Source organism: Streptococcus mitis, from assembly GCF_001074635.1.
In the GTDB taxonomy this organism is placed as follows: domain Bacteria; phylum Bacillota; class Bacilli; order Lactobacillales; family Streptococcaceae; genus Streptococcus; species Streptococcus mitis_E.
In genome coordinates this window covers 1-20,481 of record NZ_JUQO01000008.1, presented here as the reverse complement: position 1 = coordinate 20,481, position 20,481 = coordinate 1, and the positions used below count along the sequence as shown (strand labels likewise).

Sequence of the window (20,481 nt, the reverse complement as noted above, 5' to 3'; positions counted from 1 at the left end):
TTTTGTCTTTAGAAAACACCTCTAAGTATGGTAAAATAGTAGGAGAATAATGTGAGGAAAATGAATGTCAAATAGTTTTGAAATTTTGATGAATCAACTGGGGATGCCTGCTGAAATGAGACAGGCTCCTGCTTTAGCACAGGCCGATATTGAGCGAGTTGTGGTTCATAAAATTAGTAAGGTATGGGAGTTTCATTTCGTATTTTCTAATATTTTACCGATTGAAATCTTTTTAGAATTAAAGAAAGGTTTGAGGGAAGAATTTTCTAAGACAGGTAATAAAGCTGTTTTCGAAATCAAGACTCTGTCTCAAGAATTTTCAAATCAACTCTTGCAGTCCTACTATAGAGAGGCTTTTTCTGAGGGGCCATGTGCTAGTCAAGGTTTTAAGTCCCTTTACCAGAATCTGCAAGTTCGTGCTGAGGGTAGTCAACTCTTTATTGAAGGTTCTGAGGCGATTGATAAGGAACACTTTAAGAAGAATCATCTTCCGAATTTGGCGAAACAACTCGAAAAGTTTGGTTTTCCAACTTTTAACTGTCAAGTCGAGAAGAATGATGTCCTGACCCAAGAGCAGGAAGAGGCTTTTCATGCTGAAAATGAACAGATTGTTCAAGCTGCCAATGAGGAAGCGCTTCGTGCTATGGAACAACTAGAACAGATGGCACCTCCTCCAGCTGAAGAGAAACCAGCCTTTGATTTTCAAGCTAAAAAAGCTGCAGCTAAACCGAAGCTGGATAAGGCAGAGATTACTCCTATGATCGAAGTGACGACGGAGGAAAATCGTCTGGTCTTTGAAGGGGTTGTGTTTGATGTGGAGCAAAAAGTGACCAGAACAGGGCGTGTTTTGATCAACTTTAAAATGACGGACTACACTTCCAGTTTTTCTATGCAAAAGTGGGTCAAGAATGAGGAAGAGGCCCAGAAATTTGACCTCATCAAGAAGAATTCTTGGCTCCGAGTGCGTGGGAATGTGGAGATGAATAACTTCACACGCGATTTGACTATGAACGTGCAGGATGTGCAGGAAGTTGTTCACTATGAGCGGAAGGATTTGATGCCAGAAGGTGAGCGTCGGGTTGAGTTTCACGCTCATACTAACATGTCGACTATGGATGCTCTACCAGAGGTTGAAGAAATCGTTGCGACAGCTGCTAAGTGGGGACACAAGGCGATTGCTATCACGGACCATGGGAATGTTCAATCCTTCCCACATGGCTATAAGGCGGCTAAGAAAGCGGGAATCCAGCTGATTTATGGAATGGAAGCCAATATCGTGGAGGACCGTGTCCCTATCGTCTATAACGAAGTGGAGATGGACTTGTCGGAAGCAACCTACGTGGTCTTTGACGTGGAAACGACGGGACTTTCAGCTATCTATAATGATTTGATTCAGGTTGCGGCCTCTAAGATGTACAAGGGGAATGTCATTGCTGAATTTGATGAATTTATCAATCCTGGACATCCCTTGTCAGCTTTTACTACTGAGTTGACTGGAATTACAGATGACCATATCAAAAATGCCAAGCCACTGGAACAAGTTTTGCAAGAATTCCAAGAATTCTGCAAGGATACTGTCCTAGTCGCTCACAATGCGACCTTTGACGTTGGTTTTATGAATGCCAACTATGAGCGTCATGGTCTTCCAAGGATTAGTCAGCCGGTTATTGATACACTTGAGTTTGCTAGAAATCTCTATCCTGAGTATAAACGTCATGGTTTGGGACCTTTGACCAAGCGTTTTGGTGTGGCCCTAGAACATCACCACATGGCCAATTACGATGCGGAAGCGACTGGTCGTCTGCTCTTTATTTTTATCAAAGAGGTAGCAGAAAAACATGGTGTGATCGATCTAGCTAGACTCAATATTGATTTGATTAGTCCAGATTCTTATAAAAAAGCTCGGATTAAACATGCGACCATCTATGTCAAGAATCAGGTAGGTCTAAAAAATATCTTTAAGCTGGTTTCTTTATCCAATACCAAGTACTTTGAAGGGGTGCCACGGATTCCGAGAACGGTTTTGGATGCCTATCGGGAAGGTCTGATTTTAGGTTCAGCTTGCTCTGAAGGTGAAGTTTTTGATGCAGTCGTTTCCCAAGGTGTGGATGCGGCGGTTGAGGTGGCTAAGTATTATGACTTTATCGAGGTTATGCCACCTGCTATCTATGCTCCCTTGATTGCCAAGGAGCAGGTCAAGGATATGGAAGAACTCCAGACCATTATCAAAAGTTTGATAGAAGTGGGAGACCGTCTTGGCAAGCCTGTTCTGGCTACGGGTAATGTTCACTATATCGAACCGGAAGAAGAGATTTACCGTGAAATTATCGTCCGTAGTTTGGGACAGGGGGCTATGATTAACCGAACTATTGGTCATGGCGAACATGCCCAACCCGCTCCTCTTCCAAAAGCTCATTTTAGAACGACTAATGAAATGTTGGATGAATTTGCATTCTTGGGAGAGGAATTAGCTCGCAAATTGGTTATTGAAAACACCAATGCCTTGGCAGAAATCTTTGAACCCGTTGAGGTTGTTAAGGGTGACTTGTATACGCCTTTCATTGACAAGGCTGAAGAAACAGTTGCCGAGTTGACCTATAAGAAGGCCTTTGAGATTTATGGTAATCCGCTGCCAGATATCGTTGATTTGCGGATTGAAAAAGAACTAACCTCTATTCTGGGGAATGGATTTGCCGTGATTTATCTGGCTTCCCAGATGCTGGTGCAACGTTCCAATGAACGGGGCTACTTGGTTGGTTCTCGTGGATCTGTCGGTTCCAGTTTCGTTGCGACCATGATTGGGATTACAGAGGTTAATCCTCTCTCTCCTCACTATGTCTGTGGTCAGTGTCAGTACAGTGAGTTTATCACCGATGGTTCGTATGGTTCAGGATTTGATATGCCCAATAAGGACTGTCCAAAATGTGGTCACAAACTCAGTAAAAATGGCCAGGATATTCCGTTTGAAACCTTCCTTGGTTTTGATGGGGACAAGGTTCCCGATATTGACTTGAACTTCTCGGGAGAAGACCAACCTAGCGCCCACTTGGATGTGCGTGATATCTTTGGTGAGGAATATGCCTTCCGTGCGGGAACGGTTGGTACGGTGGCTGCCAAGACTGCCTATGGATTTGTAAAGGGCTATGAGCGAGATTATGGCAAGTTTTATCGTGATGCAGAGGTGGAACGTCTAGCCCAGGGAGCTGCTGGTGTCAAACGAACGACAGGACAACACCCGGGGGGAATTGTTGTTATTCCTAACTACATGGATGTCTACGACTTTACGCCTGTCCAGTATCCAGCGGATGATGTGACGGCTGAATGGCAAACGACTCACTTTAACTTCCATGATATCGACGAGAACGTCCTCAAACTCGATGTGCTGGGGCATGATGATCCGACCATGATTCGGAAACTTCAGGATTTGTCTGGTATTGACCCTAATGAAATTCCTATGGATGACGAAGGCGTTATGGCCCTCTTTTCTGGGACTGATGTGCTTGGGGTAACACCTGAGCAAATCGGAACGCCTACGGGCATGCTGGGGATTCCGGAGTTTGGAACCAACTTTGTCCGAGGTATGGTCGATGAAACCCATCCGACGACTTTTGCGGAGTTGCTTCAGTTGTCAGGGTTGTCCCACGGTACCGACGTTTGGCTGGGCAATGCCCAAGATTTGATTAAGCAAGGGATTGCTGATCTATCGACTGTTATCGGTTGTCGGGACGACATCATGGTTTACCTCATGCACGCGGGTCTAGAACCTAAGATGGCCTTTACCATAATGGAACGGGTGCGTAAGGGCTTGTGGCTCAAGATTTCCGAAGAGGAGCGAAATGGTTACATTGAAGCTATGAAGGCCAATAAGGTGCCAGAGTGGTATATCGAGTCCTGTGGGAAAATTAAGTACATGTTCCCTAAAGCCCATGCGGCAGCCTACGTTATGATGGCCTTGCGTGTAGCTTACTTCAAGGTTCACCATCCTATTTATTACTACTGTGCTTACTTCTCAATCCGTGCTAAAGCCTTTGATATCAAGACTATGGGGGCGGGCCTGGATGCCATCAAACGCAGAATGGAAGAAATCTCTGAAAAACGTAAGAATAATGAAGCTTCTAATGTGGAAATTGATCTTTATACAACTCTTGAGATTGTCAATGAGATGTGGGAACGTGGTTTCAAGTTTGGAAAACTCGATCTCTACCGTAGTCAGGCGACAGAGTTCCTCATCGATGGGGATACCCTCATTCCACCATTTGTAGCAATGGATGGTCTGGGAGAGAACGTTGCCAAGCAGTTGGTGCGAGCGCGTGAAGAGGGAGAATTCCTGTCTAAAACAGAACTCCGCAAGCGTGGTGGACTCTCATCAACCTTGGTTGAAAAGATGGATGAAATGGGTATTCTCGGCAATATGCCAGAGGATAATCAGTTGAGTTTGTTTGATGAGTTGTTTTAAAAAAATTGTTTAATAATCTATCCAAAGAGGCTAATGTATATCCAATAGATTTACATTGGCTTTCTTTTTTGTTAAAATAGTATATAGAAAGAGGGTGAGAGTATGTCAAAGACGAGTATGAGCATCCGTCTGGATAGTGAGGTTAAGGAGCAGGCCCAACAGGTGTTTAATAACCTGGGAATGGACATGACAACAGCTATCAATATTTTTCTTCGTCAAGCTATTCAATATCAGGGTTTACCTTTCGATGTTAGACTAGACGAGAGTCGGAAGTTGCTTGAGGTATTAACGGATTTAGACCAAAATCGTAATATGAGCCAATCCTTTGAATCAGTCTCTGACTTGATGGAGGATTTGCGTGCTTAAGATTCGTTATCATAAACAGTTTAAAAAAGATTTTAAGTTGGCTATGAAGCGTGGTTTGAAGGTAGAATTATTAGAAGAAGTTTTAAATTTTCTTGTTCAAGAAAAAGAACTTCCTGCTAGATATCGTGATCATCCATTGACGGCATCCAAACATTTTCAAGGAGTTCGTGAATGCCATATCCAGCCAGATTGGCTTTTGGTTTATAAAGTAAACAAGGAAGAATTGATTTTAAATTTGCTGAGGACAGGCAGTCATAGTGATTTGTTTTAATAAATTTTAAGGGGGTTCTCATGAAACTAAGAATTTTTGCGGAAGATAAGCCGGCTGAGAAGGTATTTGAATATCAATTAGAACTTGCTGACCAGACAATCCTTCTATCAACAGCACTCTTGTCAGGTGCTATTGCTTTAGCAGGATTATTTTCTGCTTTGAAAGAAAAATAAACAAAAAGAAAAGGAAGAATAGAATGGTTTTACCAAATTTTAAAGAAAATCTAGAAAAATATGCGAAATTATTGGTTGCGAACGGAATTAATGTGCAACCTGGTCACACTTTGGCTCTCTCTATCGATGTGGAGCAACGTGAGTTGGCACATCTAATCGTCAAAGAAGCTTATGCCCTGGGTGCGCATGAGGTTATCGTTCAGTGGACAGATGATGTCATTAACCGTGAGAAATTCCTCCATGCGCCGATGGAGCGTTTGGACAATGTGCCAGAATACAAGATTGCTGAGATGAACTATCTTTTAGAGAACAAAGCTAGCCGTCTTGGGGTTCGTTCATCTGATCCAGGTGCCTTGAACGGAGTGGAGGCTGACAAGCTTTCAGCTTCTGCTAAAGCTATGGGACTTGCCATGAAGCCAATGCGAATCGCAACTCAATCTAACAAGGTTAGCTGGACGGTAGCAGCCGCTGCTGGACTTGAGTGGGCTAAGAAAGTCTTTCCAAATGCTGCGAACGATGAAGAAGCAGTCGATCTCCTTTGGGACCAAATCTTCAAAACTTGCCGTGTCTATGAAGAAGATCCTGTTAAGGCTTGGGAAGAGCATGCAGCTATCCTCAAGAGCAAGGCCGATATGCTTAATAAAGAGCAATTTTCAGCCCTTCACTACACAGCGCCAGGAACAGATTTGACACTTGGTTTGCCGAAAAACCATGTTTGGGAATCAGCTGGTGCTATCAATACGCAAGGAGAAGGATTCTTGCCAAATATGCCGACAGAGGAAGTCTTCACAGCGCCTGATTTCCGTCGCGCAGATGGATATGTCACTTCTACAAAACCGCTTAGCTATAACGGAAATATCATCGAAGGTATTAAGGTAACCTTTAAGGATGGACGAATCGTTGACATCACTGCTGAGAAGGGCGATCAAGTCATGAAAGACCTTGTCTTTGAAAATGCGGGTGCGCGTGCCTTGGGTGAATGTGCTTTGGTACCAGATCCAAGCCCAATTTCCCAGTCAGGCATTACCTTCTTTAATACCCTTTTCGATGAGAATGCGTCAAATCACTTGGCTATCGGTGCAGCCTATGCGACTAGCGTAGTTGGTGGAGCGGAGATGAGCGAAGAGGAGCTTGAAGCTGCGGGGCTTAACCGTTCAGATGTTCACGTAGACTTTATGATTGGTTCTAACCAAATGGATATCGATGGTATCCGTGAGGATGGGACACGTGTACCACTCTTCCGTAACGGAGATTGGGCAAATTAAGGAGATAATATGTTAGGAAGTATGTTCGTTGGTCTCCTAGTGGGATTTTTAGCAGGTACTCTGACCAATCGTGGAGAACGCATGGGATGTTTTGGAAAAATGTTTCTCGGTTGGATTGGTGCTTTTATAGGCCACTTGCTTTTTGGGACTTGGGGACCGATAATGGCAGGAACTGCCATTATTCCGGCAGTACTAGGTTCCATGATTGTCTTAGCGATTTTCTGGAGACGAGGAAGTTAATTTCTTAAATCTGAAACGAAAAGGAGGTTGGTCATTGTACCAGCCTCCTTTTGATATGATATAATAGTTCTATGAGATTAGATAAATTTTTAGTTACCTGCGCTGTAGGGAGTCGGACAGAGGTCAAAAACATGCTCAAGGCTGGGCGCGTGACGGTAAATGGTAAAAAAGAAAAATCAGCTAAATTGCAGATTGATGAAGAAATAGATGAGATTCGCTTTGATGGGCAAGTGTTGGAGTATGAAGAGTTTGTCTACTACATGATGAACAAGCCCAAAGGAGTTATCTCAGCGACTGAGGATCCTAAGCACAGAACCGTTCTGGACTTGCTGGATGATATTGCTCGGAGCAAGGAAGTTTTCCCAGTAGGACGCTTGGATATTGACACGCATGGTCTTTTACTCTTGACCAATGACGGCAAGCTTGCCCATGCTCTTCTTTCACCCAAGCGTCATGTGGATAAGACGTATCTGGCTCAGGTCAAGGGAATTATGACCCAAGAAGATGCGGAGACATTTGCTGAGGGTATTCCTCTCAAAGACTTTACTTGTCAGCCTGCTAGACTGGAGCTTGTGTCTGTAGATACAAAAAAGAATCAAAGCCAAATCCGTGTGACCATTGCAGAAGGGAAGTTTCATCAGATCAAGCGTATGGTGGCCTACTGTGGCAAGGAAGTAGTAGATTTGCAACGTTTGACTATGGGAACTCTAGTATTGGATGAGAACTTGCAGCGAGGAGAATGGCGTCGCTTGACCAAGGAGGAATTAGAAGCTCTCCTTGCAAGTATTGCTTAGTTTGGTTTATATTCGAAAAAGGTGAGGGAGAATGTCCTTGCCTTTTATGTTTTTCAGTTGCTTCCTTTGTGAAAAGCGTTATAATAGATTGTAGAATAAAAGGAGGAATCTATGAACGCGATTCAAGAATCATTTACTGATAAACTATTTGCCAACTATGAAGCAAATGTAAAATACCAAGCGATTGAAAATGCTGCCAGCCACAACGGAATTTTTGCAGCCCTAGAACGTCGCCAAAGCCATGTAGATAACACACCTGTTTTCTCATTGGATTTGACCAAGGACAAGGTTACTAACCAGAAAGCATCTGGTCGTTGCTGGATGTTTGCAGCTCTTAATACCTTCCGCCACAAACTCATTTCACAATATAAATTGGAAAATTTTGAGTTGTCACAGGCCCACACCTTCTTCTGGGACAAGTATGAGAAATCCAACTGGTTCTTGGAGCAAGTCATTGCGACTGCAGACCAAGATTTGACGAGCCGTAAGGTTAAATTCCTACTCCAAACTCCACAACAAGATGGCGGTCAATGGGATATGGTCGTTTCTCTCTTTGAGAAATATGGTGTCGTTCCTAAGTCTGTTTATCCAGAGTCTGTTTCATCTAGCAGCAGTCGTGAGCTAAATGCAATCCTTAACAAATTGCTTCGCCAAGATGCTCAAATCTTGCGTGACTTGCTTGTTTCTGGTGCAGATCAAGCGACTGTTCAAGCTAAGAAAGAAGACCTCTTGCAAGAAATCTTTAACTTTCTTGCTATGTCTTTAGGACTTCCACCACGTACATTTGACTTTGCTTATCGCGATAAAGATAACAACTACCAAAGTGAAAAGAGCATTACTCCACAAGAATTTTACAAGAAATATGTCAATCTTCCTCTAGAAGATTACGTTTCTGTTATCAACGCCCCAACTGCTGACAAGCCTTACGGCCAATCTTACACAGTTGAGATGTTAGGAAATGTGGTTGGTAGCCGTGCGGTTCGTTACATCAACGTGCCGATGGAGCGCTTGAAAGAGTTGGCAATTGCTCAAATGCAAGCAGGTGAGACTGTTTGGTTTGGTTCAGATGTTGGTCAGCTCAGCAACCGCAAAGCTGGAATCCTTGCGACAGATGTTTATGACTTTGAATCAAGCATGGACATTAAACTCACTCAAGACAAGGCTGGACGTCTGGACTACAGCGAAAGCTTGATGACCCACGCCATGGTCTTGACAGGTGTGGACTTGGATGAAAATGGGAAGTCAACCAAGTGGAAGGTTGAAAACTCATGGGGAGACAAGGTTGGTGCAGATGGTTACTTTGTTGCCTCAGACGCTTGGATGGATGAATACACTTACCAAATCGTTGTCCGTAAAGAATTGCTGACAGCAGAAGAACAAGCTGTCTATGAAGCAGAACCAATTGTACTCGCACCGTGGGATCCAATGGGTGCCTTGGCCGAATAAAAGTATGGAAAAAAGGAATCAGATTTTAGAACCTGATTCCTTTTAAGTTGCTTGATTACATGATGTGAAGAACATGTGCCACAATACCCACTGCGAAGAGTGCAAGGATAATAGTGATTGGAGATACTTTTTTCTTAAGCAAGTACATGCAAAGGAAAGTAAGGAGTAGTCCTGATAGTCCAGGAATCAACATATCCAAGTTTTGTTGGAAAGTAGTAACTTTTTCAGATGTTTGAGATAATCCTTGTCCTACTTGTGCGAATGCTTCTTGAATACCTTTAGATCCTTCTGGCAATTTATCCCAATGGATATAAGCCTTTTCATCTAGTTGAACTTTGGCAACATCGAAAGCAAATTTAATATTTACCCAACGTTGAACAAGGACAGCAAGAATGAACATACCAAGGATAGAAGCTCCTTTAGTGATGTCTTGGAGGATACCGCCAGACATATCTTTAGTGATTTCAGATCCAGCCTTGTATCCAATCTCTTGTGTATACCACAAGAATGACATACGAATCAAGTTCCAAAGAACGAAGAAGAGGATTGGACCTAAGATATTACCAGTAAGGGCAAGTGAAGCACCGAGTGATCCAAGGATTGGGCGTACTGTAAACCAGAATACTGGGTCACCGATACCAGCAAGAGGTCCCATCATACCGATTTTAACCCCTTGGATAGCAGCATCATCAATTTCAACACCGTTAGCACGTTCTTCTTCAAGTGCAAGAGTAACCCCCATGATTGGAGCGGCTACGTATGGGTGAGTGTTGAAGAACTCAAGATGGCGTTCAAGAGCAGCGATTTGATCTTCTTTTTTAGTGTAGAGTTTTTTAAGAGCTGGAATTAATGAGTAAGCCCAACCCAAGTTTTGCATACGTTCATAGTTCCAAGAACCTTGTAAGAAAGTTGAACGCCACCAAACTTTTTTACGATCTGATTTAGTTAATTGAAGTTTTTCAGTCATGATGTTTTCAGTCCTTTCTTATCTTAGTAGTCTTCTAGGATATCGCCGATTGGGTCGTTAGAAGTTGCGGCTCCTCCGCCACCATTTCCACCAGTTTTAGAAAGGTGAAGGTAGATAAGAGCGATAGCAACACCGATAGCACCAAATCCGATTAGAGTAATATCTGACACGGCAGCAAGCACGAAACCGATAGCGAAGAATGGCCATACTTCACGAGTTGCCATCATGTTGATAACCATAGCGTAACCAACGGCAACAACCATACCACCACCGATAGCCATACCATCTTTGAGCCAATCAGGCATAGCATTTAGAATGCTTTGTACTGTTTCAGTTGGTACCATTAGAAGGAGTGCTGCAGGGATTGCAATACGAAGACCTTGAAGAAGAAGTGCGACAAAGTGAGCACGTTCAACTGCTTTGAAGTCACCTTTTTTAGCAGAAGCATCAGCAGTGTGAACCAATCCGACAGAGAGTGTACGGACAATCATAGTCAAGAATAGACCAGCAACTGCAAGAGGGATAGCAACCGCTTGGGCAACACCGATACCTGTCTTAGTAAAGTCGCCACCAAGAACCATGATAATGGCAGCAGCAACAGAAGCAAGGGCAGCGTCAGGAGCTACGGCAGCTCCGATGTTAGCCCAACCAAGGGCGATCATTTGAAGAGAACCACCAAGGATAATCCCTGCTTCAAGGTTACCAGTAACAAGACCGATAAGGGTACAAGCTACGATTGGTTGATGGAATTGGAACTGGTCGAGGATACCTTCAAGACCTGCTAGGAAGGCTACAACGACTACTAAAACCATAGAAATAATAGACATCTTTAAAATCCTTTCATAAAATCGATTATTGCACGTTTGCTTTGTTGATCAAGTCAAACAAATCTTTTTTCGTGTCGTTTGGTACTTTACGTACGTCAAATTCAACACCGAGGTCACGCATTTTTTCAAATGTAGCAACGTCTTCTTTATCCATAGACAAAACGTTGTTAACCATTGTTTTACCAGTTGAGTGAGCCATTGATCCAACATTAAGAGTTTTGATTGGCACGCCACCTTCGATAGCACGAAGGGCATCTTGAGGTGTTTCAAACAAGATAAGGGCATGTGTTTCTCCGAAGCGAGGATCTTTTGCAACGTCGATTAGTTTTTGGATAGGAACAACGTTTGCTTTCACTTTACCTGGAGCTGCTTGTTTAATCAATTCTTTACGTAATTCGTCTTTAGCTACGTTATCTGAAGCAACGATGATACGGTCTGCTTTTGAATCTGGAGTCCAAGCAGTTGCAACCTGACCGTGAAGTAAACGAGTGTCTAGACGGGCAAGGTTGATTTTGAGTTTACCATCTCCGATGACAGTTCCTTCTGGGATAGCAGCTTGGGCAACTGGAGCAGCTGCAGCGCTTGCTACTTCCTCAACTGGGTTTAGCTCTTCTGGAAGAGCTTTGATGCCATCTTTGGCTTCTTTAATGATATTCGCAGCGACTTTATCTACACCTGCAGCAGCGTCCATGAGGCGCTCTGTGTAGGCTTGAATTAACATCGGTAAGTTAAGTCCTGTGATGATGGCAAACTTACGCTCAGGATTTTCTCCCATCACGCGACTAGCTTGGTTAAATGGAGATCCACTCCAAAGGTCAGCCAAAACTAGAACCTCATCCTCTGCGTCAAATGCAGCAACAGCGTTATTAAACTTAGCGTATAGATCATCAGGACCTTCATTTGGCATAAAGGTTACAACTTGAACCTTTTCTTGTTCACCAAAGATCATAGATCCTGACTGATGAATACCCGCAGCAAATTCGCCGTGGCTCGCAATAATGATTCCGATACTCATTATTGTCATTCCTCCTTTTTTGTTTTAGTTTTCGTTTAAGAAAACTTTAAGACTTTTTAAGTATAAACCGTTTTCATATAAAAAGCAACTATTTATCATAAAAAATTAAAAAGCTTTTATTTGCAGATGTTGACATATTAAGTTTTTGAGGAGTAATTTTGAATTCTTATTTAAAAATTTAATATAAAAAAGTTGGAAATGCATTCCAACTTTTAAAATAGATTTCTATTAGATTAGTGGGTGAAGTCGAGTACCATACGTCCTTGGATTTGACCTTTTTCCATTTCGTCGAAAATGGCTATGGCATCTTCTACTGGACGTTTTTGAACAACTGGAACTACTAAACCTTCTGCACCGAATTGGAAGGCTTCTTCCAAGTCTTTACGAGTTCCAACAAGAGAACCGATGACTTGGATTCCATCTAGAACGGTTTTGACGATGCTGAGTTCCATCATTTCAGAAGGAAGACCAACAGCGACTACGCGACCACCGGCACGAACTGAGTCAACAGCCTGGTTGAAGGCAACTTTAGACACAGCAGTTACGACAGCTGAATGAGCTCCACCATCAGTTTTTTCCTTGATGAGTCCAGGTACATCTTCAACTTCTAGGCCGTTAATAACAATGTCAGCACCTACTTCTTTTGCAAGGGCAAGTTTGTCGTTATTGATATCAACTGCGATGACATGAGCATTGAATACTTTTTTAGCATATTGAACAGCTAGGTTACCAAGTCCACCAGCACCGTAAAGGACAACCCATTGGCCTGGTTCAACTTTTGCTTCTTTAATAGCTTTATAGGTTGTTACACCAGCACATGTGATAGAGGAAGCTTGGGCTGGATCAAGTCCGTCAGGAACTTTGACAGCATAGTCTGCAGTTACGATACATTGTTCAGCCATACCACCATCTACTGAGTAGCCGGCATTTTTCACTGTACGGCAAAGGGTTTCGCGACCAGTTGTACAGTATTCGCAAGTGCCACATCCTTCAAAGAACCAAGCAACGCTGACGCGGTCGCCGACTTTAAGGCTTTTTACATCTGGGGCAATTTCCTTAACGATACCAACACCTTCATGTCCTAGAACACGGCCTGGTACCTGACCGAAGTCGCCATGGGCAACGTGGAGGTCAGTGTGGCAAACACCACAGTATTCAATTTCTACAAGTGCTTCCCCAGTTTCAAGTGGACGGAGTACTTTTTCTTCAACAGCAACACCAGTGCTTTCTGGATTTACAACAACAGCTTTCATAGCTATCCTCCTTGATATTGGCCGAGAACAGGGACAACAGGACTGGATTGATTTTGTGTCAACAGAGTCGAGTGTGACGAGCTCTCTTGTATTTATATGTGAAGTATATCACAAAAGAAAGCCTTTTCCAAGGTTTTGGATGCAAAAAGTAGAACAATCGATTAACTGGTTGATGAGACTGTGAAAAGAGCACAAAGACCAGCTTGCAAGCTGGTCAGACTGGACTATAAGAATAAATCTTGTAGGGTTTTGGCAACACCGTCTTGGTCATTTGTCAAGGAAATTTGCTCATCTGCATAGGGGAGTAGCTCAGGATTGGCATTTTTCATTGCATAACCTTTCCCAGCAAAAGCGAGCATTTCGGTATCGTTGTGTTCATCTCCAAAGGCAATCAAATCATTTTTGTCACGGTTCATTACCTTGAGCAAGTAGTCCAAAGCAAAGGCCTTGTTGACACCTTTTGGTGTACACTCAAGGATATTGAGCGGACCTCCCCAGGTATTAATAGAAAGTTGATGTTGGTAGAAGGTGTTCATTTCTTTTGCCAAGGCATATTTGTCACTGGCTCTGGTCTGCAACAGAATACAGTTAGGATCCTTGGTTACCAACTCAGGCTGAAGTTGATCTTCAGGCTGGAAAGCTTCCACACCAAATAGTTTGGGATTGGCAATTTCTTCATTAGGATTTGTAATGTAGAATTTTTTACGATATTCTCCAGCGATAAAATCGGCTTGAATGTCCTCTGAACGTCGAACCATATCTAGCAGATATTTTTTGTCTACAGTCAAACACTTTTCAAAATCCCAAACTTGGTCTGGTAAATGAGTAAGGGAGCCGTTGAAATTAATCATAGGAGTGTTTAAGTCTAGTTCACGGTAAAAATCTTTTGACATGCGGTAAGGGCGCCCTGTCGTAATAATAACTTGATGGCCTTTTTCAGCAACTTTTTTGATGGTTTTTTTGGTAAAGTCAGAAATTTGACTGTCTGAGTTGAGCAGGGTTCCATCCAGGTCAACTGCAATAATTTTTTTCGTCATAGGGACCTTTCTAGTGTCTTTTCAGATAAGATGTCTACTATTATAACAGAAAGCAGGCAGAAAAGCAGATTCGAAACAAAAAAAGAAATTTCATTAAATTCTTAAATAAATCAAACAAAGATATTGAAAAAGTGAATGATAAATGATATAATTCTATTATTGTTCGTAAAAATTAAAAGGAGATTGATAATGGACAAATTATTTAAACTAAAAGAGAACGGTACAGACGTTCGTACAGAGGTTCTCGCTGGTTTAACAACTTTCTTTGCAATGAGCTATATTCTCTTTGTAAACCCACAAATTCTTTCGCAAACAGGAATGCCTGCTCAGGGTGTATTCCTTGCAACGATTATCGGTGCAGTTGCTGGTACCCTGATGATGGCCTTCTATGCTAACTTACCATATGCTCAAGCGCCAGGTATGGGACTCAATGCCTTCTTTACCTTTACAGTTGTATTTGGACTCGGTTATTCTTGGCAAGAAGCCTTGGCTATGGTCTTCATCTGTGGAATTATCTCATTGATTATTACCTTGACAAATGTTCGTAAAATGATCATTGAATCGATTCCGAATGCCCTTCGTTCAGCTATTTCAGCTGGTATCGGTGTCTTTCTTGCCTACGTGGGGATTAAGAATGCTGGACTTTTGAAATTCTCTATCGATCCAGGAAATTACACGGTTGCAGGAGAAGGGGCTGATAAAGCTCAAGCAGCGATTACAGCAAATGCTTCAGCAGTTCCAGGATTGGTTAGCTTTAATAATCCAGCTGTTTTGGTGGCTCTTGCAGGACTTGCTATCACAATCTTCTTTGTCATTAAAGGGATTAAAGGAGGAATTATCCTCTCTATCTTGACAACAACTGTTCTTGCTATCGCAGTTGGTTTGGTAGATTTGTCTAGCATCGATTTTGCTAATAACCATGTTGGTGCAGCCTTTGAAGATTTGAAGACAGTCTTTGGTGCAGCTCTTGGTTCAGAAGGTTTGGGAGCTTTGGTTTCAGATACAGCTCGCTTGCCTGAAACTCTGATGGCCATTCTTGCCTTCTCATTGACAGATATTTTTGATACAATTGGTACCTTGATTGGTACAGGTGAAAAAGTTGGTATCGTAGCGACAAATGGTGAAAATCACCAATCAGCTAAGTTGGACAAGGCTCTTTACTCTGACTTGATTGGTACTTCAATTGGTGCCATCGCTGGTACTTCGAACGTAACGACTTATGTTGAGTCTGCTGCTGGTATTGGTGCAGGTGGACGTACTGGCTTGACAGCCTTGGTTGTAGCTATCTGTTTTGCGATCTCAAGCTTCTTTAGCCCACTTCTAGCGATTGTACCAACAGCCGCTACAGCTCCAATCTTGATTATCGTTGGAATTATGATGTTGGCTAGCTTGAAAAATATCCATTGGGACGATATGTCTGAAGCGGTTCCTGCTTTCTTCACATCTATCTTTATGGGATTCAGCTACTCTATCACTCAAGGGATTGCGGTTGGTTTCTTGACTTACACTTTGACTAAGCTTGTCAAAGGTCAAGCTAAAGATGTTCATGTCATGATTTGGATTTTGGATGCCTTGTTTATCCTTAACTACATCAGTATGGCTTTATAATAGGATAACCCAGGGGGATTTCCCCCCTTTTTTAATACAAAGGAGATAGGTGATGAAAGAGAAAAATATGTGGAAAGAATTATTGAATCGTGCAGGTTGGCTGTTAATCTTTTTTCTGGCGACAATTTTATATCAGATTCCTATAGGGGTTACTGCTATTTTAACTTTAAATGCAGTACCACTGTTGCAGTCAGGACTGATAGTTGCTGGTATTTCGATTGTGATTCTGGTGCTGTTTATTATTGGAGCTCGTAAAACGCAGTTAGCAAGTTTTAATTTTTCTTTTTTTAGAGCGAAGGATTTGGCACGTTTGGGATTAAGTTATTTAGTCATTATCTGTTCAAATATACTTGGTTCCATTTTATTGCAACTATCAAATGAGACGACAACAGGGAATCAGTCTCAGATTAACGATATGGTTCAGAATAGTTCTCTGATTTCTAGCTTCTTCTTGCTAGCCTTGCTTGCTCCGATTTGTGAGGAAATCTTGTGCCGTGGGATTGTTCCTAAAAAGATTTTCCGAGGAAAAGAGAACTTGGGATTTGTAGTCGGTACGATTGTGTTTGCTTTATTGCATCAACCAAGTAATTTACCTTCTTTATTGATTTATGGAGGTATGTCGATCGTTCTATCTTGGACGGCTTACAAGACCCAACGTTTGGAAATGTCTATCTTACTTCACATGATTGTTAATGGGGTTGTTTTCTGTTTGTTGGCTCTTGTGGTGATTATGAGTCGGACATTAGGGATTTCTGTTTAAGATTTTTGACAATTGCTTACTTGTTTCTACTGGGAAAAAGATGAATGCAATCGTGTCCATCTTTCTCTTTTTATGGTAAAATAGAGAAATAATATGATGAAAAGCCTTGAGGGAGTGACCGATATGTCAAGTAAAGCCAATCATGCAAAGACAGCTATTTGCGGAATTATCAATGTAACCCCAGACTCCTTTTCGGATGGTGGTCAATTTTTTGCTCTTGAGCAGGCACTCCAGCAGGCTCGTAAATTGATAGCAGAAGGGGCTAGCATGCTAGATATCGGTGGAGAATCGACTCGGCCTCGGCCGGGAAGTAGCTATGTTGAGATAGAAGAGGAAATCCAGCGTGTTGTTCCAGTGATCAAAGCGATTCGCAAGGAAAGTGATGTCCTCATCTCTATTGATACTTGGAAAAGTCAGGTGGCAGAGGCTGCTTTGGCTGCTGGTGCCAATCTAGTCAATGATATCACTGGTCTTATGGGTGATGAAAAAATGGCCCATGTGGTAGCTAAGGCTGGAGCGAAAGTAGTCATCATGTTTAATCCAGTCATGGCGCGACCTCAGCATCCTAGCTCGCTCATATTTCCTCATTTTGGCTTTGGTCAAGCTTTTACAGAGGAAGAGTTAGCTGACTTTGAAACATTGCCAATAGAAGAGTTGATGGAGACTTTTTTTGAACGAGCACTAGCGAGAGCAGAGGAAGCTGGGATTGCTCAAGAAAACATCCTGCTGGATTCAGGAATTGGCTTTGGTCTGACCAAGAAAGAAAATCTGCTTCTTTTACGGGATCTGGATAAACTACATCAGAAAGGCTATCCAATCTTTCTCGGAGTGTCGCGCAAGCGGTTTGTCATCAATATCCTTGAAGAAAGTGGCTTTGAAGTTAATCCTGAGACAGAACTTGGTTTCCGCAATAGGGACACGGCTTCGGCTCATGTAACCAGTATCGCTGCGAGACAGGGTGTGGAAGTGGTACGAGTGCATGACGTAGCTAGTCACAGGATGGCAGTTGAAATTGCCTCCGCCATTCGTTTGGCTGATGAAGCGGAAAATTTAGATTTAAAACAATATAAATAAGATGAAAGAAATCGAAAACAATCAGTGGATTGCTAATTATCGGACGGATCAACCGCATTTTGGCTTGGAACGCATGGTGGAACTATTAGCCTTGCGTGGCAATCCCCATCTCAAACTCAAGGTCATCCATATCGGAGGGACCAATGGCAAGGGTTCTACCATTGCTTTTTTGAAAAAGATGCTAGAAAAGCTAGGGCTGAGAGTTGGCGTGTTTAGCTCGCCCTATCTCATTCATTACACAGATCAGATTAGCATCAATGGGGAATCTATCCCAGAAGCTAGGCTAGAAGCCCTCATGGCAGACTATCAGTCTTTGCTGGAGGGAGAAGCGACCGCTAATTTACAGGGCACAACCGAGTTTGAGATTATCACAGCCATAGCCTATGACTACTTTGCCTCAGAGCAAGTAGATGTGGCTATCATGGAAGTCGGCATGGGTGGGCTTTTAGATAGTACCAATGTCTGCCAGCCCATTTTGACAGGAATTACGACTATTGGATTGGACCATGTAGCCCTACTTGGTGACACCTTGGAGGCCATAGCAGAGCAGAAAGCTGGTATTATCAAACAAGGTATTCCCTTGGTGACAGGTCGTATCGCTCCAGAAGCTTTGGCTGTGATTGACCGCATTGCGGAAGGGAAAGATGCGCCGAGACTTGCCTACGGGACAGATTATCAGGTCAGCCATCAAAAGAGTGTGGTTACAGGCGAAGCCTTTGACTATACAAGTGTTGTCAGACAAGGTCGCTTCCAAACTGGCCTGCTTGGTTTGCACCAGATAGAGAATGCTGGGATGGCCATAGCTTTACTTGATAATTTTTGTCAAGAAGAAGGTCGAGAACTAGCAAGCAATCACTTGCTTGCTCAAGCCTTGGAAGAAACAAGTTGGCCAGGGCGTTTGGAAATCGTGTCCAGAGATCCCTTGATGATTTTGGATGGAGCCCACAATCCCCATGCTATCAAGGCTTTATTATCAACTTTGCAAGAACGCTTTGCGGATTATCGTAAGGAAATCCTCTTTACTTGTATCAAAACCAAGGCCTTGGAGGATATGTTGGACTTGCTGGGGGCCATGCCAGATACCGAGCTTACTCTAACACATTTTGACGATAGTCGGGCGACTGATGAAAGCATGCTGAAAGAGGTAGCTAAGTCTAGAAATCTCAGCTACCAAGGTTGGCAGGATTTTCTAGAGCAGAAATTGACAGATAAAAAAGAAGAGAAAAAAACAGTTAGGATTGTCACGGGTTCCTTGTATTTCTTGAGCCAAGTGAGAGCCTATCTGATGGAGAGGAAAAACGAGAATGGATACACAAAAGATTGAAACAGCTGTAAAAATGATTATCGAGGCTGTCGGAGAGGACGCTAACCGTGAGGGCTTGCAGGAAACGCCTGCTCGTGTCGCTCGTATGTACCAAGAGATTTTTTCAGGTCTTGGTCAAACAGCGGAGGAACATTTGTCAAAATCCTTTGAGATTATTGACGATAATATGGTGGTAGAAAAGGATATCTTTTTCCATACCATGTGTGAACACCACTTCTTGCCATTTTATGGTAGAGCGCATATTGCCTACATTCCAGATGGTCGTGTGGCAGGCTTGTCTAAGCTAGCCCGTACGGTTGAAGTTTATTCGAAAAAACCACAAATTCAAGAACGTTTGAATATCGAAGTAGCCGATGCCTTGATGGAGTATCTAGGTGCTAAAGGAGCCTTTGTTGTCATTGAGGCGGAACATATGTGTATGAGCATGCGTGGTGTCAGAAAACCAGGCACTGCAACCTTGACGACAGTAGCTCGTGGTCTATTTGAAACAGATAAGGACCTTCGAGACCAGGCTTATCGTTTAATGGGACTATAATACTCTTCGAAAATCAAATTCAAACCATGTCAGCTTCCATCTGCAACCTCAAAACAGTGTTTTGAGCAGACTGCGGCTAGCTTCCTAGTTTGCACTTTGATTTTCATTGAGTATAAAAAGAATCCGCTTCAAGCGGATTTTTCTAGAAAGGAATCATTATGGATCAACTGCAGATTAAGGATTTGGAAATTTTTGCCTATCATGGTCTGTTCCCTAGTGAGAAAGAATTGGGGCAGAAGTTTGTTATTTCCGCAATCCTATCCTATGATATGACCAAGGCGGCGACAGACTTGGATTTAACGGCTTCTGTCCATTATGGAGAACTGTGTCAGCAGTGGACGACTTGGTTTCAGGAAACCACTGAGGACTTGATTGAAACGGTAGCCTACAAACTGGTAGAACATACCTTTGAGGCCTATCCTCTTGTCCAAGAAATAAAGCTGGAACTGAAAAAACCTTGGGCGCCAGTGCATTTGCCACTAGATACTTGCTCAGTAACCATTCATCGTCGCAAGCAACGAGCCTTTATCGCTCTAGGAAGCAATATGGGAGATAAGCGAGAAAACTTGAAACAAGCCATTGAGAAAATGCGAAATCGAGGTATCCATATTCTCAAAGAGTCCAGTGTCTTGACGACGGAGCCTTGGGGTTGTGTGGAGCAGGATAGCTTTACCAATCAAGTGGTTGAAGTAGAAACATGGTTGCCTGCCCAAGTGCTATTAGAGACCTTGTTAGCTATTGAGTCAGAGATGGGACGGGTGAGAGAAGTACATTGGGGACCTCGTTTGATTGATTTGGACTTGCTCTTTGTGGAGGACCAGATCCTTTATACAGATGACCTTATCTTGCCTCATCCTTACATAGCGGAACGCCTTTTTGTCCTTGAGTCCTTACAGGAAATTGCGCCTCATTTTATCCATCCGACATTAAAGCAACCTGTCCGTAACTTGTATAATGCTTTGAAAAAATAGAAAAAACTCTAGTTTTCAGTAGTTTGTAACTGAAGGCTAGAGTTTTTATACTCTTCGAAAATCTCTTCAAACCACGTCAGCTTCCATCTGCAACCTCAA

At 42.7% G+C, this 20,481-nt stretch carries 19 protein-coding genes; 14 read left to right on the top strand and 5 right to left on the bottom strand.

Annotated features, from left to right (window positions below; genetic code table 11):
* Window positions 1-64: 64 nt before the first annotated feature.
* The 8 genes from ADI58_RS00260 to pepC all read left to right on the top strand — a co-directional run bounded on the left by ADI58_RS00260 (window position 65) and on the right by pepC (window position 9,011).
* Window positions 65-4,456: a PolC-type DNA polymerase III gene (locus ADI58_RS00260; protein WP_049521023.1), complete on the top strand. Its 4,392-nt coding sequence runs from the start codon at window positions 65-67 to the stop codon at window positions 4,454-4,456.
* 102 nt (window positions 4,457-4,558) lie between these two features.
* The gene (locus ADI58_RS00255) at window positions 4,559-4,822 is read left to right on the top strand and encodes a type II toxin-antitoxin system RelB/DinJ family antitoxin (RefSeq protein WP_000047861.1); all 264 of its coding nucleotides are present in this window, start codon (window positions 4,559-4,561) and stop codon (window positions 4,820-4,822) included.
* The gene (locus tag ADI58_RS00250; protein ID WP_049521022.1) at window positions 4,815-5,093 is read left to right on the top strand and encodes a type II toxin-antitoxin system YafQ family toxin; all 279 of its coding nucleotides are present in this window, start codon (window positions 4,815-4,817) and stop codon (window positions 5,091-5,093) included. Before ADI58_RS00255 ends, ADI58_RS00250 begins: the two co-directional genes overlap by 8 nt.
* A 20-nt stretch (window positions 5,094-5,113) precedes the next feature.
* Window positions 5,114-5,266 (top strand): hypothetical protein, encoded by a 153-nt coding sequence (locus ADI58_RS11345; RefSeq protein ID WP_000776626.1) that lies wholly within the window; start codon window positions 5,114-5,116, stop codon window positions 5,264-5,266.
* A 23-nt stretch (window positions 5,267-5,289) separates the two neighbouring features.
* The gene (locus ADI58_RS00240) at window positions 5,290-6,531 is read left to right on the top strand and encodes an aminopeptidase (RefSeq protein WP_049521021.1); all 1,242 of its coding nucleotides are present in this window, start codon (window positions 5,290-5,292) and stop codon (window positions 6,529-6,531) included.
* Window positions 6,532-6,540: 9 nt separating this feature from the next.
* Window positions 6,541-6,771, top strand: a complete 231-nt coding sequence (locus ADI58_RS00235) for a GlsB/YeaQ/YmgE family stress response membrane protein (protein WP_049521020.1) — start codon at window positions 6,541-6,543, stop codon at window positions 6,769-6,771.
* A 71-nt stretch (window positions 6,772-6,842) separates the two neighbouring features.
* On the top strand, window positions 6,843-7,565 hold the full coding sequence (locus ADI58_RS00230; RefSeq protein WP_049521019.1) for a pseudouridine synthase: 723 nt from the start codon (window positions 6,843-6,845) through the stop codon (window positions 7,563-7,565).
* Between the two features lie 111 nt (window positions 7,566-7,676).
* The gene (pepC, locus tag ADI58_RS00220) at window positions 7,677-9,011 is read left to right on the top strand and encodes an aminopeptidase C (protein ID WP_049521017.1); all 1,335 of its coding nucleotides are present in this window, start codon (window positions 7,677-7,679) and stop codon (window positions 9,009-9,011) included.
* Window positions 9,012-9,066: 55 nt separating this feature from the next.
* Here pepC and ADI58_RS00215 read toward each other — a convergent pair whose 3' ends face one another.
* From ADI58_RS00215 to ADI58_RS00195, 5 genes are all read right to left on the bottom strand, one after another.
* Window positions 9,067-9,978, bottom strand: coding sequence for a PTS system mannose/fructose/sorbose family transporter subunit IID (locus ADI58_RS00215; protein WP_000136865.1), 912 nt, complete (start codon window positions 9,976-9,978; stop codon window positions 9,067-9,069).
* A 23-nt stretch (window positions 9,979-10,001) separates the two neighbouring features.
* Window positions 10,002-10,805 (bottom strand): PTS mannose/fructose/sorbose transporter subunit IIC, encoded by an 804-nt coding sequence (locus ADI58_RS00210; RefSeq protein WP_049512103.1) that lies wholly within the window; start codon window positions 10,803-10,805, stop codon window positions 10,002-10,004.
* Between the two features lie 25 nt (window positions 10,806-10,830).
* Window positions 10,831-11,820, bottom strand: a complete 990-nt coding sequence (locus ADI58_RS00205) for a PTS sugar transporter subunit IIB (protein WP_000021966.1) — start codon at window positions 11,818-11,820, stop codon at window positions 10,831-10,833.
* A 233-nt stretch (window positions 11,821-12,053) separates the two neighbouring features.
* A complete protein-coding gene (adhP, locus tag ADI58_RS00200) occupies window positions 12,054-13,073 on the bottom strand; it encodes an alcohol dehydrogenase AdhP (RefSeq protein WP_049521016.1) in 1,020 nt (339 codons plus the stop codon).
* Window positions 13,074-13,297: 224 nt separating this feature from the next.
* Window positions 13,298-14,110, bottom strand: coding sequence for a Cof-type HAD-IIB family hydrolase (locus ADI58_RS00195; RefSeq protein ID WP_049521015.1), 813 nt, complete (start codon window positions 14,108-14,110; stop codon window positions 13,298-13,300).
* A 189-nt stretch (window positions 14,111-14,299) separates the two neighbouring features.
* On the opposite strand from ADI58_RS00195, the gene ADI58_RS00190 reads away from it, so the two are divergent.
* The 6 genes from ADI58_RS00190 to folK all read left to right on the top strand — a co-directional run bounded on the left by ADI58_RS00190 (window position 14,300) and on the right by folK (window position 20,382).
* Window positions 14,300-15,718, top strand: a complete 1,419-nt coding sequence (locus ADI58_RS00190) for an NCS2 family permease (RefSeq protein ID WP_000359257.1) — start codon at window positions 14,300-14,302, stop codon at window positions 15,716-15,718.
* 52 nt (window positions 15,719-15,770) lie between these two features.
* The gene (locus tag ADI58_RS00185) at window positions 15,771-16,478 is read left to right on the top strand and encodes a CPBP family intramembrane glutamic endopeptidase (RefSeq protein ID WP_049521014.1); all 708 of its coding nucleotides are present in this window, start codon (window positions 15,771-15,773) and stop codon (window positions 16,476-16,478) included.
* A 93-nt stretch (window positions 16,479-16,571) separates the two neighbouring features.
* A complete protein-coding gene (gene folP, locus ADI58_RS00180) occupies window positions 16,572-17,552 on the top strand; it encodes a dihydropteroate synthase (protein ID WP_049521013.1) in 981 nt (326 codons plus the stop codon).
* A 1-nt stretch (window position 17,553) separates the two neighbouring features.
* The gene (locus ADI58_RS00175) at window positions 17,554-18,876 is read left to right on the top strand and encodes a bifunctional folylpolyglutamate synthase/dihydrofolate synthase (protein WP_049521012.1); all 1,323 of its coding nucleotides are present in this window, start codon (window positions 17,554-17,556) and stop codon (window positions 18,874-18,876) included.
* Window positions 18,857-19,411 (top strand): GTP cyclohydrolase I FolE, encoded by a 555-nt coding sequence (folE, locus tag ADI58_RS00170; protein WP_004247172.1) that lies wholly within the window; start codon window positions 18,857-18,859, stop codon window positions 19,409-19,411. The genes ADI58_RS00175 and folE overlap by 20 nt, the downstream gene beginning before the upstream one ends.
* 158 nt (window positions 19,412-19,569) lie before the next feature.
* Window positions 19,570-20,382 (top strand): 2-amino-4-hydroxy-6-hydroxymethyldihydropteridine diphosphokinase, encoded by an 813-nt coding sequence (folK, locus tag ADI58_RS00165; RefSeq protein WP_049521011.1) that lies wholly within the window; start codon window positions 19,570-19,572, stop codon window positions 20,380-20,382.
* Window positions 20,383-20,481: the final 99 nt, after the last annotated feature.